11 protein-coding genes are annotated in these 14,607 nt (G+C 35.9%); 1 reads left to right on the forward strand and 10 read right to left on the reverse strand.

The window, feature by feature from the left end; all coding sequences use genetic code 11:
- Positions 1–12: 12 nt before the first annotated feature.
- From hemB to hemA, 5 genes are all read right to left on the reverse strand, one after another.
- Positions 13–987 carry a porphobilinogen synthase gene (hemB, locus tag NiCM35_RS08385; protein ID WP_095331541.1) on the reverse strand — a complete coding sequence of 325 codons (975 nt, stop codon included), beginning with the start codon at positions 985–987 and terminating at the stop codon, positions 13–15.
- Positions 988–1,002: 15 nt separating this feature from the next.
- On the reverse strand, positions 1,003–1,767 hold the full coding sequence (locus NiCM35_RS08390; protein ID WP_163185441.1) for a uroporphyrinogen-III synthase: 765 nt from the start codon (positions 1,765–1,767) through the stop codon (positions 1,003–1,005).
- A complete protein-coding gene (gene hemC / locus NiCM35_RS08395; protein WP_095331537.1) occupies positions 1,760–2,695 on the reverse strand; it encodes a hydroxymethylbilane synthase in 936 nt (311 codons plus the stop codon). The genes NiCM35_RS08390 and hemC overlap by 8 nt, the downstream gene beginning before the upstream one ends.
- 41 nt (positions 2,696–2,736) lie before the next feature.
- Complete coding sequence (locus NiCM35_RS08400; protein ID WP_095331535.1) at positions 2,737–3,561, reverse strand: cytochrome C assembly family protein; 825 nt, start codon at positions 3,559–3,561, stop codon at positions 2,737–2,739.
- Between the two features lie 198 nt (positions 3,562–3,759).
- A complete protein-coding gene (hemA, locus tag NiCM35_RS08405; protein ID WP_095331533.1) occupies positions 3,760–5,109 on the reverse strand; it encodes a glutamyl-tRNA reductase in 1,350 nt (449 codons plus the stop codon).
- 364 nt (positions 5,110–5,473) lie between these two features.
- On the opposite strand from hemA, the gene NiCM35_RS08410 reads away from it, so the two are divergent.
- Complete coding sequence (locus NiCM35_RS08410; protein WP_123258058.1) at positions 5,474–5,962, forward strand: LiaF transmembrane domain-containing protein; 489 nt, start codon at positions 5,474–5,476, stop codon at positions 5,960–5,962.
- 167 nt (positions 5,963–6,129) lie between these two features.
- On the opposite strand, the gene yihA is transcribed toward NiCM35_RS08410, so the two are convergent.
- The 5 genes from yihA to tig all read right to left on the reverse strand — a co-directional run bounded on the left by yihA (position 6,130) and on the right by tig (position 14,544).
- A complete protein-coding gene (yihA, locus tag NiCM35_RS08415) occupies positions 6,130–6,717 on the reverse strand; it encodes a ribosome biogenesis GTP-binding protein YihA/YsxC (protein WP_047943566.1) in 588 nt (195 codons plus the stop codon).
- A complete protein-coding gene (gene lon, locus NiCM35_RS08420; RefSeq protein ID WP_095331530.1) occupies positions 6,714–9,041 on the reverse strand; it encodes an endopeptidase La in 2,328 nt (775 codons plus the stop codon). Before lon ends, yihA begins: the two co-directional genes overlap by 4 nt.
- A 518-nt stretch (positions 9,042–9,559) precedes the next feature.
- Positions 9,560–11,233, reverse strand: a complete 1,674-nt coding sequence (gene lonB, locus NiCM35_RS08425; protein ID WP_095331529.1) for an ATP-dependent protease LonB — start codon at positions 11,231–11,233, stop codon at positions 9,560–9,562.
- A gap of 394 nt (positions 11,234–11,627) precedes the next feature.
- Complete coding sequence (clpX, locus tag NiCM35_RS08430) at positions 11,628–12,893, reverse strand: ATP-dependent protease ATP-binding subunit ClpX (RefSeq protein WP_047943563.1); 1,266 nt, start codon at positions 12,891–12,893, stop codon at positions 11,628–11,630.
- A gap of 364 nt (positions 12,894–13,257) precedes the next feature.
- On the reverse strand, positions 13,258–14,544 hold the full coding sequence (gene tig / locus NiCM35_RS08435; RefSeq protein ID WP_433779202.1) for a trigger factor: 1,287 nt from the start codon (positions 14,542–14,544) through the stop codon (positions 13,258–13,260).
- Positions 14,545–14,607: the final 63 nt, after the last annotated feature.

Genomic DNA, 14,607 nt, shown 5'->3' on the forward strand with positions numbered 1-14,607 from the left:
ATCTTTCCTCCTTTATTGTTCTTTTAACATACGTGCAACATCTTTAGCAAAATACGTAATAATTAAATCTGCTCCAGCACGTTTCATACTAATCATTGTTTCCATTATAATTCTATCTTCCTCAATCCAGCCATTTTGTGCCGCAGCTTTTACCATGCTGTATTCTCCACTTACATTATAGGTAACAATCGGCAGATTCCATTCATTTTTCATATCACGAACAATATCTAAATAAGGAAGACCTGGCTTAACAATAAGAAAATCTGCTCCTTCTGCTACATCACTTTCAGCTTCTCTAAATGCTTCCAGACGATTAGCGGGATCCATTTGATAGGCTTTGCGATCTCCAAATTGTGGAGTACTATCAGCAGCTTCACGGAATGGACCATAAAAGGCAGAAGCGTATTTTACAGCATAACTCATAATTGGTATATCAATGAATCCAGCTTCATCTAACCCTTTTCTAATCGCAGCTACAAAGCCATCCATCATATTAGAAGGGGCAATAATATCCGCTCCAGCTTCTGCTTGGCTTACTGCAGCCTTCACAAGTAATTCTAATGATTCATCATTAAGCACTCTTCCAGCTTCAATTACTCCACAATGTCCGTGGCTAGTATATTCACATAAGCATGTATCTGCAACGACAATCATTTCCGGATAGTTAGCTTTAATGTATTTGATACCTTCCTGAACAATACCATGATCATGAAATGCTTGCGTTCCACATTCGTCTTTTTCCTTTGGAATACCGAATAATAACACAGATTTGATTCCAAGCTCTTGAACCTCATCCATCTCTTCCTTCAATCGATCAATGGAAAACTGATAAATACCAGGCATAGAGGAAATTTCAGTTTTACTATTTTCTTCTTCTGTAATAAAAATCGGATAAATTAAATCATCCAGATGTACATATGTTTCTTTCACTAATGCTCTCATATTGGCAGATTGTCTTAATCTGCGATGACGTTTAAATTCAACCATGTTCTTACCCCCAACTTAATTTGTTAAATACTGCACTAAATGTTCCAGAATACTATCTGTTGTATATGGTTTTGCTGTGATTGTTACATGCATTCCATAGCTGTGCAAGGTTTCTGTTGTGATTGGTCCAATACTAATCACGATACACCTTTCCACCCTATCAATCAATTGATGTTTTTGGATGATTTGCATAAAATGATGGGCGGTGGAGGAGCTGGTAAACAGTAATACCTCTATATCATTTTCCTTTACTTCATTAACAAGCAATTCTTCACTTTCTAGCGGGAAATACGTTTCATACAATATAGCTTCATCTACTTGTAAACAGGCTTTCTTTAATTGCTCTGCTAGAAATTCTCTTGATCTGTTTCCTTTTATAATTAGAATTCTCTGTTGTTTTTCCAAAATGGCTGCAAACTCTTTGGCAAACTGTTCAGCAACAAAATCTGTCGGCATAAAATCAGCTTGATACCCATATCCCGCAATAGCAGCTGTTGTCTTTTCGCCAATAACAGCAATTGGAGCTACAAGGGTTAATTCTAATCTGTTCATTTCTTTAAAAAAAGCATCTACTCCATTACGGCTCGTAAAGACAAGCCAATCATATGCTTTATTTTTTAAAGAAGCAATTACTCCATCTGGAAGTTGTTTTTCTCGAAACGCGATTAAAGGCACTTCAACCGGAATACCGCCTAGATCAATAATCTGCTTTGATAACACACTCGCTTGTTTTTTTGATCGAGGGACGAGAATTTTTTTTCCAAGAAGCAGATTAGCCATCGATAACATTCTCCTCTTTCAACCGATCAATTAAGGCCTTCGCACCTTTGTCTGTTAAAATGGCTGCTGCTTGCTCCCCTACTTCTACTGGGTTTTTTCCCGATACTTCTTCCTTGTATATCTGTTTGCCATCAGGTGAAATAACTAATGCTGTTAATGACACTTCATCTTTTTCTACTTGTGCAAACCCTGCAATCGGAACTTGGCAGCCGCCTTCCATACGCTGTAAAAAGGCTCTTTCTGCATAAACAGTACGCGTCGTATCTTGGTTGGACAGCTTGCTTAAAAGTTCCAATACCTCTTTATCATCTTCGCGGCATTCAATAGCAAGGGCACCTTGGCCAACTGCCGGTAAGCATACTTCAGGCTCTAGAAACTCTGTCACTACATCGCTTGTCCATCCCATTCTCGCTAACCCAGCAGCAGCTAATATGATGGCATCATATTCTTCTGTTTCTAGCTTATTTAGACGGGTGTCTATATTTCCGCGAATCCATTTGATTTCAAGATCAGGACGAACTGCAAGTAATTGAGCACCTCTTCGCAAGCTGCTTGTCCCAATGACTGCCCCTTCTCTTAAATCTTTTAAAGGAATATGATTTTTACTAATCAAAGCATCTCGATAATCCTCACGCTCAGGAATACAGCCAATGGTTAATCCTTTTGGAAGCTCAGCCGGCATATCTTTCATACTGTGAACAGCAATATCAATTTCCTTATCCAGCATACTTTGCTCGATTTCTTTTACAAATAGCCCCTTTCCTCCAACCTTGGATAAAGTGACATCGAGCACAACATCTCCCTTGGTAACCACTTCTTTCACTTCAAATTCAAAAGAAGAATCTAATTTCTTCAGCTGATTAATTACCCAATTTGTCTGAGTAATAGCAAGCTTACTTTTCCTCGAACCAACAATTATTTTACGCATAAAAAGTACCTCCAACATATTTCCGTTATGTAGTCTTCCTTTTAATAATGAAAGGTGGAAAAATTACCTACTAACAAGAAATTAATTAACATAATTAAAAAACTAGCAATATTTAAGAGGGCAATATTTTTCCCCCTCATTTTTCGAGAAACTCGTAAGTACAAAAAGCTGCTATATACGAGTAACACAATAAAGGAGCTGATAATTTTCGGATCATACCAGAGAAAATCAGGTTTTTGAATAATGGCCCATTGCACCCCAAGAATTAAGCCAATTAATAATAATGGTACACCAAACACGCTTAATAAGTAAGATATATGTTCTAGTTTGGCTAAATCGGCGATCCGCATTACCCTCCTTCCCCATTTTTTCTGTTTCAATAAATCATATTGTATACAATAAAGGACAGAAAGAATAAAAGAGATCGTAAACATTCCATAGGCTAAAAGGGCCGCTGTCACATGAATGAACAGTAACTCAGAAACAACCTGTTCCACATGAATTCTGGCAGAATCTCGTGCAGGAGCAAAAGTATGTATTGCCATAACAATAAATCCGACTACATTTGTAAAAAATACAATAAAATCAATTTCCAGCCACTTATTTATTACCAAAGAAAAGGTTACCAATACCCAAGAATAAAAGTATAATCCTTCCATAATTGTGAGAATCGGAAACCTATTCATCTCCACTATATAGATAATTAAGAAAGATGATTGTAATATCCAGACAAATAAAAGTAACCAGAAAGCGACTCGATTTGCTCTCTGGTTATTATGCATAAAATCAAAAAAATATAATAGCACAGATAACGCATAAAGAATAATCGTGAATTCATGGAGTCTAGTCATAAATATATCCTGCATCAGCGCTTCCCCTTTGAACATAAAAGATCATAATACCAAGTTTTTCAACTTAATATAACTCTTATTTCTATAACCCCATCTATATTTTAACCTAAGAAAAGGAAAGTGAAACTACGACCCGAAAAGTTTATTATCGGATGACAAAGAAAGAAATCAAGAGCTCATTCACATTAGGCAGTAATTAAAACATTATCTCAATCATACTTGAATAGACGGCTGTGCAATTGGAGAAAATGCTTCTTTCTCTTCTTTCTTTCCTATATCGCTCGCTTCTTTCGGTGCATCGGCTTCTAAATTGAAGATTTTCATAAAAAGCTGCATTGATTGATCTGCATTCGGTTGAGCCGCTAATTCCTTCGCTTGAAGAATTGGATCTTTTAACATTTGATTCACAATACTCTTCGTATGCTTATTTAAAATCTTTCTTTCTCTTTCAGTAAGGTTAGGAAGTTTTCGATCTAGACTTTTCATTGTTTCACTTTGAATAGCAAGTGCCTTTTCGCGAAGAGCAGAAATGACTGGCACCACACCTAATAAGTGAAGCCATTGATTAAACTCGATAATTTCTGCCTCTATCATGATCATAATCTTTTCTGCTACTTTTTGTCGTTCTTGCAGATTCGCTTCTACAATTCCTTCTAAATCGTCAATATCATAAAGAAATACGCTATCTAATTCCGCGATTTCAGGATCTAAATCTCTTGGCACAGCAATATCAACCATGAATAGTGGATTCCCTTTACGAATTTTCTCCACGCCCTTCATCATTGCCTTTGTAATGACAAATGCATTAGACCCTGTTGAACTAATCACAATATCTGCATCTATTAAAGCACATTGTAGTTCATTCATCGGTTTGGCTTGACCTTCGAAACGATGTGCAAGTACTTCTGCTTTCTCAAATGTGCGATTTATCACAGTTACGTTTTTTGCTCCATTGCTATACAGATTCTGAATAGCAAGCTCGCCCATCTTTCCTGCACCTAATATAAGGACATTCTTATTTAGCAAGGTACCAAATATTTTTTTCGCCAATTCTACCGCAGCATAACTTACAGATACAGCGTTCGCACCGATATCTGTTTCTGTATGTGCTTTTTTCGCAAAGGTAATAGCTTGCTTAAATAATTGATTAAACACCGATCCAGTCGATTTAATGGATTGCGCTGTTAAGAAGCTAGTTCGTATCTGCCCTAAAATCTGTGTTTCTCCAACCACCATGGAATTTAAGCCACATGTCACTTGGAATAAGTGGTTTAATGCACCATCTTGTTCATACACAAATAAATAAGGAACAAACTCTTCTTGTTCCAATTGAAACCACTCTGCTAAAAATTGTTTAATATAATAGCGACCAGTATGAAGCTGATCTACTACTGCATATATTTCCGTACGATTACATGTTGAAATAATCACATTTTCTAAAATGCTTTTTTTATGTTGTAATTGATTCATAGCTTCCCCTATTTGCTCTGAATCAAATGTTAAACGTTCACGAATTTCTACTGGGGCCGTTTTAAAATTTAGTCCGACAGCTACTATATGCATTTCTTTGTGACACCCCCAAAGTAAGTTATACCTAATTATTCCTATTGAATTTTTTTAAACCTTTTATATAAACGGATTAAATTATAATAATTATTAACATGTAGTTATTATAACAAAATCATTTCAAAAATGGGTAACAATTTGCCTATTAATTGTGAACAAATTGTGAATTCATATGGTAAGATATAGTATTGATAATAGAAAAAGAATTATACTTACGTTATTTACTATAATAGTTTGTACTTCTTTTGCAAAATTATCGTTATTTTATTCGTTTTTTTGTACAATATTGCACTTTACTCATTGTACAGTAACAAAAATCTTCTATGTATTCAAGCTTAGTTTTTTGGAAGTGGAGGAAATAATGAAAACACAAAAATGGTTCTCTGGTATCGTATTAATCGGTTTTGGATTTTATTTTATCTTAAAGGAATTTGATATTACTATTCTACCCAATCTGTACACTTGGCCAACCCTATTAATTATCATTGGGATTGCTTTTCTTTTTCAAGGTTATGGAGGAAAGGATTATGGCGTTATTTTGCCAGGTGTGATTTTAACTGGCTTTGGTTTACACTTTCACTTAGTAAATAAACTTGCTATTTGGCCTGATCATACGGGCACTTTTATTCTAATTATCGCTCTTGGCTTTATTCTTCAAAATCAAAAAACAGGGCAAAGCTTATTAAACGGTCTTCTTTTTCTTTTGTTAGCTGTTCTTTTGCTTTTCTATCAAGAAATTCTTGGTTCGCTAACATTCTTAAAAATAAGTCCTCATACGTTAAATAATTTAATACCTATTTTATTCATTATCTTGGGGGGATATTATTTAGTTTCGAAAAAGAGGAAATAATGATGTTCGTACATAATACATGAGAATAACTCACAAGCATGATTCCTGTTCGCTTTCCGCGGGTTGGACGTCTTTTTAGGCTTGCTATTCAGGATATTATTTCATTTATAAACAAATAAAAAAGCGACTCACTTTTCAACCTAGCTAGCTGATGTGAGTCGCTTTTTTTATTTATTAGCTAAATGCTCTAGTAATGACCAAACTTTATCTTTTCCTTCTCCAGTTTCAGATGAGAATAGGATAAGGTAATCATCTGCACTTAGTCCTAATGTTTCTTTTGTAACTTTTAAATGTTTTTGCCATTGAGATTTGGATATTTTATCGGCTTTTGTCGCAATAACCACACATGGAATCCCATAATGCTTTAAAAAGTCGTACATTAAAATATCATCAGCAGTTGGCGGATGGCGAAGATCCGTAATTAAAACTACTGCTTTTAATTGTTCTCTAGAGGTGAAATACGTTTCCAGCATTTTCCCCCATGCTTCTCTTTCCTTTTTCGAAACCTTTGCATATCCATAACCAGGTACATCTACAAAGTGCATGATTTCATTAATTAAGTAAAAATTTAATGTTTGTGTTTTCCCTGGCTTCGAGGAAATGCGAGCTAATGCTTTTCGCCCAAGCATGCGATTAATGAAGGAAGATTTACCAACATTCGATCTACCCGCTAAAGCAAACTCTGGCAGATTTCCTTCAGGATATTGGTTTGGTTTTACGGCACTAATTACTATTTCTGCTTGATTTACTTTCAAAGATTTACACTTCCGTTCAACGCGTGTTTTAATACTTCATCTACATGTGAAACAAGGATAAAGTCTAGTTCTTCTCTTACACTTTCAGGAACATCATCGATATCCTTCGCATTATCTTTCGGGATAATAATTGTCTTTAACCCAGCACGGTGAGCACCAAGAGATTTTTCCTTTAATCCTCCAATTGGAAGAACACGCCCTCTCAATGTTACTTCTCCCGTCATTCCAACCTCTTTCTTGATTGGCTTTCCAGAAAGAGCAGAAACAAGTGCGGTTACCATGGTGATTCCTGCTGATGGGCCATCCTTTGGTACAGCACCTTCTGGAACATGAATATGAATATCATATTTCTCATGGAAATTCGCATCAATGCCCAGCTCTTCCGATTTAGAACGTATATAGCTGAATGCCGCTTGGGCAGATTCCTTCATTACATCCCCTAATTTTCCCGTTAAGACTAATTTACCTTTTCCAGGCGCCAAGGATACTTCAATTTGCAAAGTATCACCGCCAACTGTAGTATAGGCAAGACCAGTTGCTACGCCAACTTGATCCTCTTCCTCAGCTTGACCATAATGAAAAATTGGCTTACCAAGGAAATCCTCTACATTTTTAGCTGTGATAACGACTTTTTTCTTCTCAGCTGTTACAATCATTCTTGCTGTTTTGCGGCAAATTGTAGCTAATTGTCTTTCTAAAGTACGAACTCCAGCTTCTCTAGTATAGAGACGAACAATTTTTTGGAGTCCGTCTTCTCTAATTTGGAGCTGCGCTTTCGATAATCCATGCTCTTTAATTTGTTTAGGCAATAGATGATCTTTCGCAATATGAATTTTCTCGATTTCTGTATATCCAGCTATCGAGATAATTTCCATTCTATCACGTAATGGACCAGGAATGGTAGCTAAATTATTAGCTGTTGCGATAAACATAACTTTCGATAAATCATAAGTTTCTTCAATATAATGATCACTGAAGTTGTGGTTTTGTTCTGGATCAAGTACTTCTAGCATGGCTGATGAAGGATCGCCTCGGAAATCATTAGACATTTTATCAATCTCATCTAATAAAAATACCGGATTAATGGTTTCTGCCTTTTTCATTCCTTGAATGATTCTTCCTGGCATCGCCCCAACGTAAGTTCGTCTATGACCTCTAATTTCTGATTCATCACGCACACCACCTAAAGAGATGCGGACAAAGTTACGGTTTAAGGAGCGAGCTATAGAACGAGCAAGACTGGTTTTCCCCACTCCAGGAGGTCCAGCAAGACAAAGAATAGGGCCTTTCAAAGAATTTGTCAGCTTTTGTACAGCTAAATACTCCAATACCCTTTCTTTTACCTTTTCTAGTCCATGGTGATCATCATTAAGGATTTTTTCTGCCTTAATAAGATCCAAATCATCTTCTGTTGCATTGGTCCATGGTAATGCCAAGAGCCAGTCAATATAATTGCGGATGACAGAACTTTCTGCAGAGGTAGAAGGAATTTTTTCATAGCGATCTAATTCCTTTAATGCTGTTACCTTTACATGGTCTGGCATGCCCGCCTCTTCAATTTTTTCAAGCAGTGTACTTACTTCGCCAGTTTTGCCATCCTTGTCACCTAATTCTTTTTGAATGGCTTTCATTTGTTCGCGTAAATAATATTCCTTTTGTGTTCTTTCCATTGATTTCTTTACGCGCTGACCTATTTTCTTCTCGAGGTTTAACACCTCTTTTTCATTTTGAATAATGTCGATAACATAATTCATTCTCTGCTTATTATTTAAAGTTTCTAAAATTTGCTGTTTTTCTTTTAATTTAATTGGTAGATGGGAAGCAATAATATCGGCCATTCTGCCCGGCTCTTCCATATCGGAAACAGCTGCATATGTTTCATGCGATATTTTTTTAGAAATTTTTATGTATTGCTCAAAATATTGAAGCATTGTTCTCATTAATGCCTCATCTTCTACGTCTTTGGTAGTTTCTTCTTCAAACAAACGTAGTCTTGCAGCAAAATAACCATCTTCCTCCATCAATTCTTCTAATTCTGCTCTTTGTACCCCTTCAACAAGAACTCTAATTGTTCCATTTGGCAGCTTTAACATTTGCTTCACTTTTGTTAAAGTTCCCATTTTATATAGATCCTCTTCTTCAGGTTCATCTATATCCATATCTTTTTGCATTGTAAGAAAAATTAAATGGTCTTCTACCATTGCTTTTTCGAGAGCTTGCACTGACTTATCACGACCAACATCTAAATGAAGCACCATCGTTGGATAAACCAGTAAACCCCGAAGCGGCAGGAGGGGGACTATTGTTTTTTTATTTTCCTCCATCACGTTGCACCTCCAGCTTTAAAAATCTCTTTCCTTATATCGCCTATTTCTAATCATTATTTACCACATAGGCTCCCTTTGCATTCTAATGCTTTGTACAATTCTATCTTATTTATGAAAATGTGTCTATTAACTAGGGTTATTAGACAAGCCGTAAAAATAGAACTACTTTTCGCCTTCGTTTTTTTGCTAATCCTTATTAAAATAGCTCATTAAAGAAAGCAGAAAGATAAAAAGAATAGATTGCAATTAAAAACAAGCCTTCCTTATTTAAAATGGCTTATTTAGACGATTTCCATTCAAGAAAAAAGACTGTTTATGCTTACACATATATATTCAATTATATAATAATAATTGGATTTAAGAAAATATAGCCTTATTTTAAAAGGATATTTCTGCACGAAAAACTATAAAGCTTGTTTAGGCTATTTTCCCACAAAAAAACGCCGACTAACTCTCCCTTTACAGAATTAGCCGACAGTGACAATGCTTAATTTAATTTGCATTTTAGCTTAAAATTATATACTCTCTTTCTTTGTTAATGCAATGGTGGAAGCTGGGATTGCTTCTTCTTTCCACTCTTCTTTAAGGAGCGCATTTTCCAGCACTTCATTTAATGTCTTCACAGGAATAATGGTGATATCCTTTATTTCCTCTAATATTGCTTGCATATTTTCCTGTGGGATAATAACTTTTTGAACACCCGCAGCTTTAGCAGCTTTCACCTTTGCGACAACTCCCCCGATAGGCTTCACTTTTCCGTGAATACTGATCTCACCGGTCATCGCTACTTGCCGATCAACAGGCTGCTTGTAGATCGCTGAGTAAATCCCTGTAGCCATTGAAATGCCTGCAGAAGGCCCATCAATTGGAATACCGCCTGGAAAGTTTACATGAATATCAAATTGATCTGCAGGAACATCCATAGAACGTAATACAGTAATGACATTTTCAATGGATCCCTTCGCCATACTTTTCCGTCTAATGGATTTTCCTTGTCCGCCAATACTCTCCTCCTCGACAATCCCAGTAATATTTATGCTTCCTTTTCCATCTTTTGCTGGAATTACTGTTACTTCAATTTCCAGCAAAGCCCCGATATTGGCACCATATACTGCTAATCCATTAACAGCTCCAATAACAGAATGGTTATTAATTTTCCTTTCCATTCTTGGAGAAAGTTGACTAGAATGAATCACCCATTCTACTTCATCATCCTTTATAAAATCGCGATCCTCTCCAATTGCTAGTCCAGCAGAAATCTGGACCATATTAACAGCCTCTCTTCCATTTCTTGCATACTCAGAGAGTGTATCAAGGGCTTTCTCACTTATTCTCATCTTCACCTTATCAGCAGCCTTTTTGCCAATTTGAATCACTTCTTCTTTCGTTAATTCTCGAAAAAACACTTCCATACATCTCGAGCGAATGGCTGGAGGTATCTCGTTTGGCGTTCTTGTCGTCGCCCCGATTAAACGAAAATCAGCCGGTAGTCCATTTTTAAAAATATCATGTATATGGGAAGGAATTTGCGTATTCTCCTCATTGTAATAAGCACTTTCTAAAAAAACCTTCCTGTCCTCTAATACTTTTAGAAGCTTATTCATTTGCGTAGAATGCAATTCTCCGATTTCATCGATAAATAGAACGCCGCCATGTGCATTTGTAACAGCACCTTGTTTTGGCTGTGGGATTCCAGCTTGCCCCATTGCTCCAGCCCCTTGATAAATCGGGTCATGTACAGAACCGATTAATGGATCCGCTATCCCTCTTTCATCAAATCTAGCTGTTGTAGCATCTAATTCTACAAACACAGAGTTTGGCTTAAAGGGTGACTTTTGATTTTTCTTTGCTTCCTCTAATACAAGCCTAGCTGCAGCTGTTTTTCCAACCCCTGGTGGTCCATAAATAATGACATGCTGGGGATTTGGTCCACAGAGAGCGGCTCTTAAAGCTTTGATCCCATCCTCTTGTCCCACAATATCTGAGAAGCTTGTTGGACGTACTTTTTCAGAAAGAGGTTCCGTTAATGAAATGGCGCGCATCTTTCTTAATTGATCCATTTCTTTTTTTGATTCCCGGTCAATCGAAACTTTTTGGCTTCTCTGGCTCTTTAATAAATTCCAGAAATATAGTCCGATAATAATTCCAAAGAATAGTTGTACAAATAAAGCAATCTCCGCCCAACTCATAAAAAATTACCTCCTGAAATCTTGTTGTTTTAAAACTTCGCACATGTATTAGCTCAAGTTTCCTTCAATGGTTAGCGATATGTATCTACCCCTACAGCTCAGATGGAAAGGAAAATTTTTTGATTGAATATCAGCATCAAATTCCGCAGTCGCATCAGGCTATAAATAGATTCTTCCATAAAGACTATATACAAATTGTGCCTTGTCTTTAAAAAATAGTATCTCCTTCCCTTTGTTGGAATAAACAAGATTTCAAGGAAAAAATATATAGGAATGATATATAATTGATGATTAAAATCGAAGTATGGGCTTGTAGCAATTGTTACATCCTTCTACTTTCGCCCGCAAAAAAAGAATCAATGATAGATATCATTGATTCTTCTCGTAACTGTTGTTAAGCTGAAGTTTTTGTTTCTTTATCCACCACTGTTCCATCTTCTAGAACAAGCTTAGGTGAAGCATTATCCGTTACTGTTTCTTTCGTAATGACACATTTAACAATGTCTTCTCTTGAAGGCAGGTCAAACATAACATCTAACATAATGCCTTCGATAATAGAACGTAATCCGCGTGCACCTGTTTTTCTTTCAATTGCTTTTTTAGCAATTTCTTTCAGTGCTTCTTCTTCAAATTCTAATTCGACATCATCTAATTCCATCATTTTCTTAAATTGTTTTACTAATGCATTTTTGGGCTTTGTTAATATTTCCATTAATGCTTCTTCGTCTAATTGACCAAGACTGGCAATAACTGGAAGACGACCAATAAATTCAGGTATTAAGCCAAAACGTAATAAATCTTCTGGAAGTACTTTAGATAATAAATCTTTATCTTCTATTTCAGCTTGTTTACCGTCAGAACCAAATCCAATTACTTTTTGACCTAGTCGTCTTTTAATAATTGGTTCGATACCATCAAATGCTCCACCACAAATAAAGAGAATATTCGTTGTGTCAATTTGAATAAATTCTTGATGAGGGTGCTTTCTGCCACCTTGAGGCGGAACACTTGCAACGGTACCCTCTAGAATTTTTAATAATGCTTGCTGAACCCCTTCACCGGAAACGTCACGTGTAATAGAAGGATTTTCAGATTTACGTGCTACTTTATCAATTTCGTCTATATAAATAATACCTTTTTCTGCTTTTTCTACATCATAATCTGCAGACTGGATTAATTTCAAAAGAATATTCTCAACATCTTCCCCTACATATCCAGCTTCTGTTAGACTAGTTGCATCTGCAATAGCAAATGGTACATTTAATATTCTTGCCAATGTTTGGGCAAGAAGTGTTTTACCACTACCAGTTGGTCCGATTAACGCAATATTACTTTTTGATAATTCTACATCATCAATTTTACTATTTGAGTTAATACGTTTGTAATGATTATACACTGCAACAGAAAGAGCCTTTTTCGCTTGGTCCTGTCCAATTACATATTCGTTAAGGATATCGCGAATTTCTGCTGGCTTTGGTACATCTTTAAATTCTACTTCTTCTTCTGTCCCTAATTCTTCTTCTACGATTTCTGTACATAATTCTATACATTCGTCACAAATGTATACACCAGGTCCAGCAACTAATTTACGAACTTGATCTTGTGTCTTTCCGCAGAATGAACATTTTAGCTGGCCTTTTTCGTCATTAAATTTAAACATGCCTTCACCCCTTAAAACTTCTTTTGTATATTTTTACCGTTACGGATTATTATTTGTTCAGAAACAAATTTTACTTTTTTCAACAGTTATGTATTGAATTGTATCACATGATAGTAATGTACAGGAAATAATACAACTCGGATTTGCAGTTCTCTATCATCCAATAACGGTAAAATGGATATACTTCTTTAATCATAACCAGATTTCGCTTCTTTAAATCTGGAAAATTATCTCTTATTTGATTGTATACTCCTGTACGGTTAGAGTAACTTATTTTATAGTTACCCATATTATATGTTATTTAACACTAATATAAAACTAAGGCACGAAATAGTCGCGCCTTAGTTTTTTTTACTTACTTCTATTATGCAACAGTTTTACTGTTTTCTACAAGGAAATCGATTGCTTTTCTCATTTTTATGTCCATTTGTAAGTTTTCAACTCCGCCTAATGCTTGTTTAATAGCATCTACTGGCATATTGTACATTTGAGACATATTTTCGAGTTCAGCTTTCACTTCTTCTTCTGTTACTTCGATGTTTTCTGCAGCAACGATAGCTTCAAGTGTTAAGTTTGAACGAACACGTTTTTCAGCGTCTTCTTTCATTTGATCTTTAAGTGCTGCTTCATCTTGTCCTGAGAATTGGAAGTATAGCTCAAGATTCATACCTTGCATTTGTAAACGTTGTTCAAATTCGCTCATCATGCGGTCGATTTCTGTATCAATCATTGCTGATGGAATATCCATTTTCGCATTTTCAGAAGCTTTTTCTACAACTGTATCACGAACTGTGTGCTCTGCTTGATGCTTTTTATCATTTTCTAAACGAGTTTTAATTTTTTCTTTTAATTCAGCTAATGTTTCCGCTTCTTCATCTACATCTTTAGCAAATTCATCATCTAATTCAGGAAGTTCTTTCCCTTTGATTTCATGAACTGTTACTTTAAATGTCGCAGGCTTACCAGCTAAATCTTCAGCATGGTATTCTTCTGGGAATGTAACTTCAACTTCAGTTGATTCGCCAGTAGCAACTCCCACTAATTTTTCTTCAAACCCAGGAATAAATTGTCCTGAACCAAGTTCTAATGAGAAGTTCTCAGCAGTTCCACCTTCAAAAGCAACTCCATCTTGGAATCCTTCGAAGTCGATAACAACTGTATCTCCTAATTCAGCAGTTCCTTCTTCTTTTACTACTAATTCAGCTTGTTTTTCTTGCAATGCTTTAATTTCCGCTTCAACTTCTTCATCTGTAACTGTTGTTTCTACAGCAGGTACTTCTAACCCTTTGTATTCACCTAATGTTACTTCAGGTTTCACTGTAACAGTTGCTTTGAAAATTAAAGATTTTCCTTTTTCGATTTGTTCTACATCGATTTCAGGACGATCAACTGGCTCGATTCCAGTTTCATCAATTGCATTTGCATAAGCTTCTGGTAAAAGAATATCAATTGCATCTTGGTATAAAGACTCAACACCAAAACGTTGTTCAAACATTCCACGTGGAATTCTACCTTTACGGAAACCTGGAATATTTACTTGCTTAACTACTTTTTTAAATGCTAAATCTAAACCTTCGTTTAGTTTTTCTGCATCTAATTCAATTGTAAGAACACCGCGGTTCCCTTCTAAAACTTCCCATTTAGCTGACATACTATAAATTCCCTCCAACAATCTATTCTACTTTTTCATTACTTCTACTAATGTATAGATTAA

It is taken from the genome of Niallia sp. M35 (assembly GCF_050971705.1).
GTDB lineage: Bacteria > Bacillota > Bacilli > Bacillales > Cytobacillaceae > Niallia > Niallia circulans_A.

Excerpts from the sequence above, each read along its gene's own strand:
- tig (WP_433779202.1), bottom strand. The coding sequence starts at position 14,544 with ATGTCAGCTAAATGGGAAGTTTTAGAAGGGAACCGCGGTGTTCTTACA.
- hemB (WP_095331541.1), bottom strand. The coding sequence starts at position 987 with ATGGTTGAATTTAAACGTCATCGCAGATTAAGACAATCTGCCAATATG.
- hemA (WP_095331533.1), bottom strand. The coding sequence starts at position 5,109 with ATGCATATAGTAGCTGTCGGACTAAATTTTAAAACGGCCCCAGTAGAA.
- clpX (WP_047943563.1), bottom strand. The coding sequence starts at position 12,893 with ATGTTTAAATTTAATGACGAAAAAGGCCAGCTAAAATGTTCATTCTGC.
- NiCM35_RS08390 (WP_163185441.1), bottom strand. The coding sequence starts at position 1,767 with ATGGCTAATCTGCTTCTTGGAAAAAAAATTCTCGTCCCTCGATCAAAA.
- lonB (WP_095331529.1), bottom strand. The coding sequence starts at position 11,233 with ATGAGTTGGGCGGAGATTGCTTTATTTGTACAACTATTCTTTGGAATT.
- NiCM35_RS08400 (WP_095331535.1), bottom strand. The coding sequence starts at position 3,561 with ATGCAGGATATATTTATGACTAGACTCCATGAATTCACGATTATTCTT.
- hemC (WP_095331537.1), bottom strand. The coding sequence starts at position 2,695 with ATGCGTAAAATAATTGTTGGTTCGAGGAAAAGTAAGCTTGCTATTACT.
- lon (WP_095331530.1), bottom strand. The coding sequence starts at position 9,041 with ATGGAGGAAAATAAAAAAACAATAGTCCCCCTCCTGCCGCTTCGGGGT.
- NiCM35_RS08410 (WP_123258058.1), top strand. The coding sequence starts at position 5,474 with ATGAAAACACAAAAATGGTTCTCTGGTATCGTATTAATCGGTTTTGGA.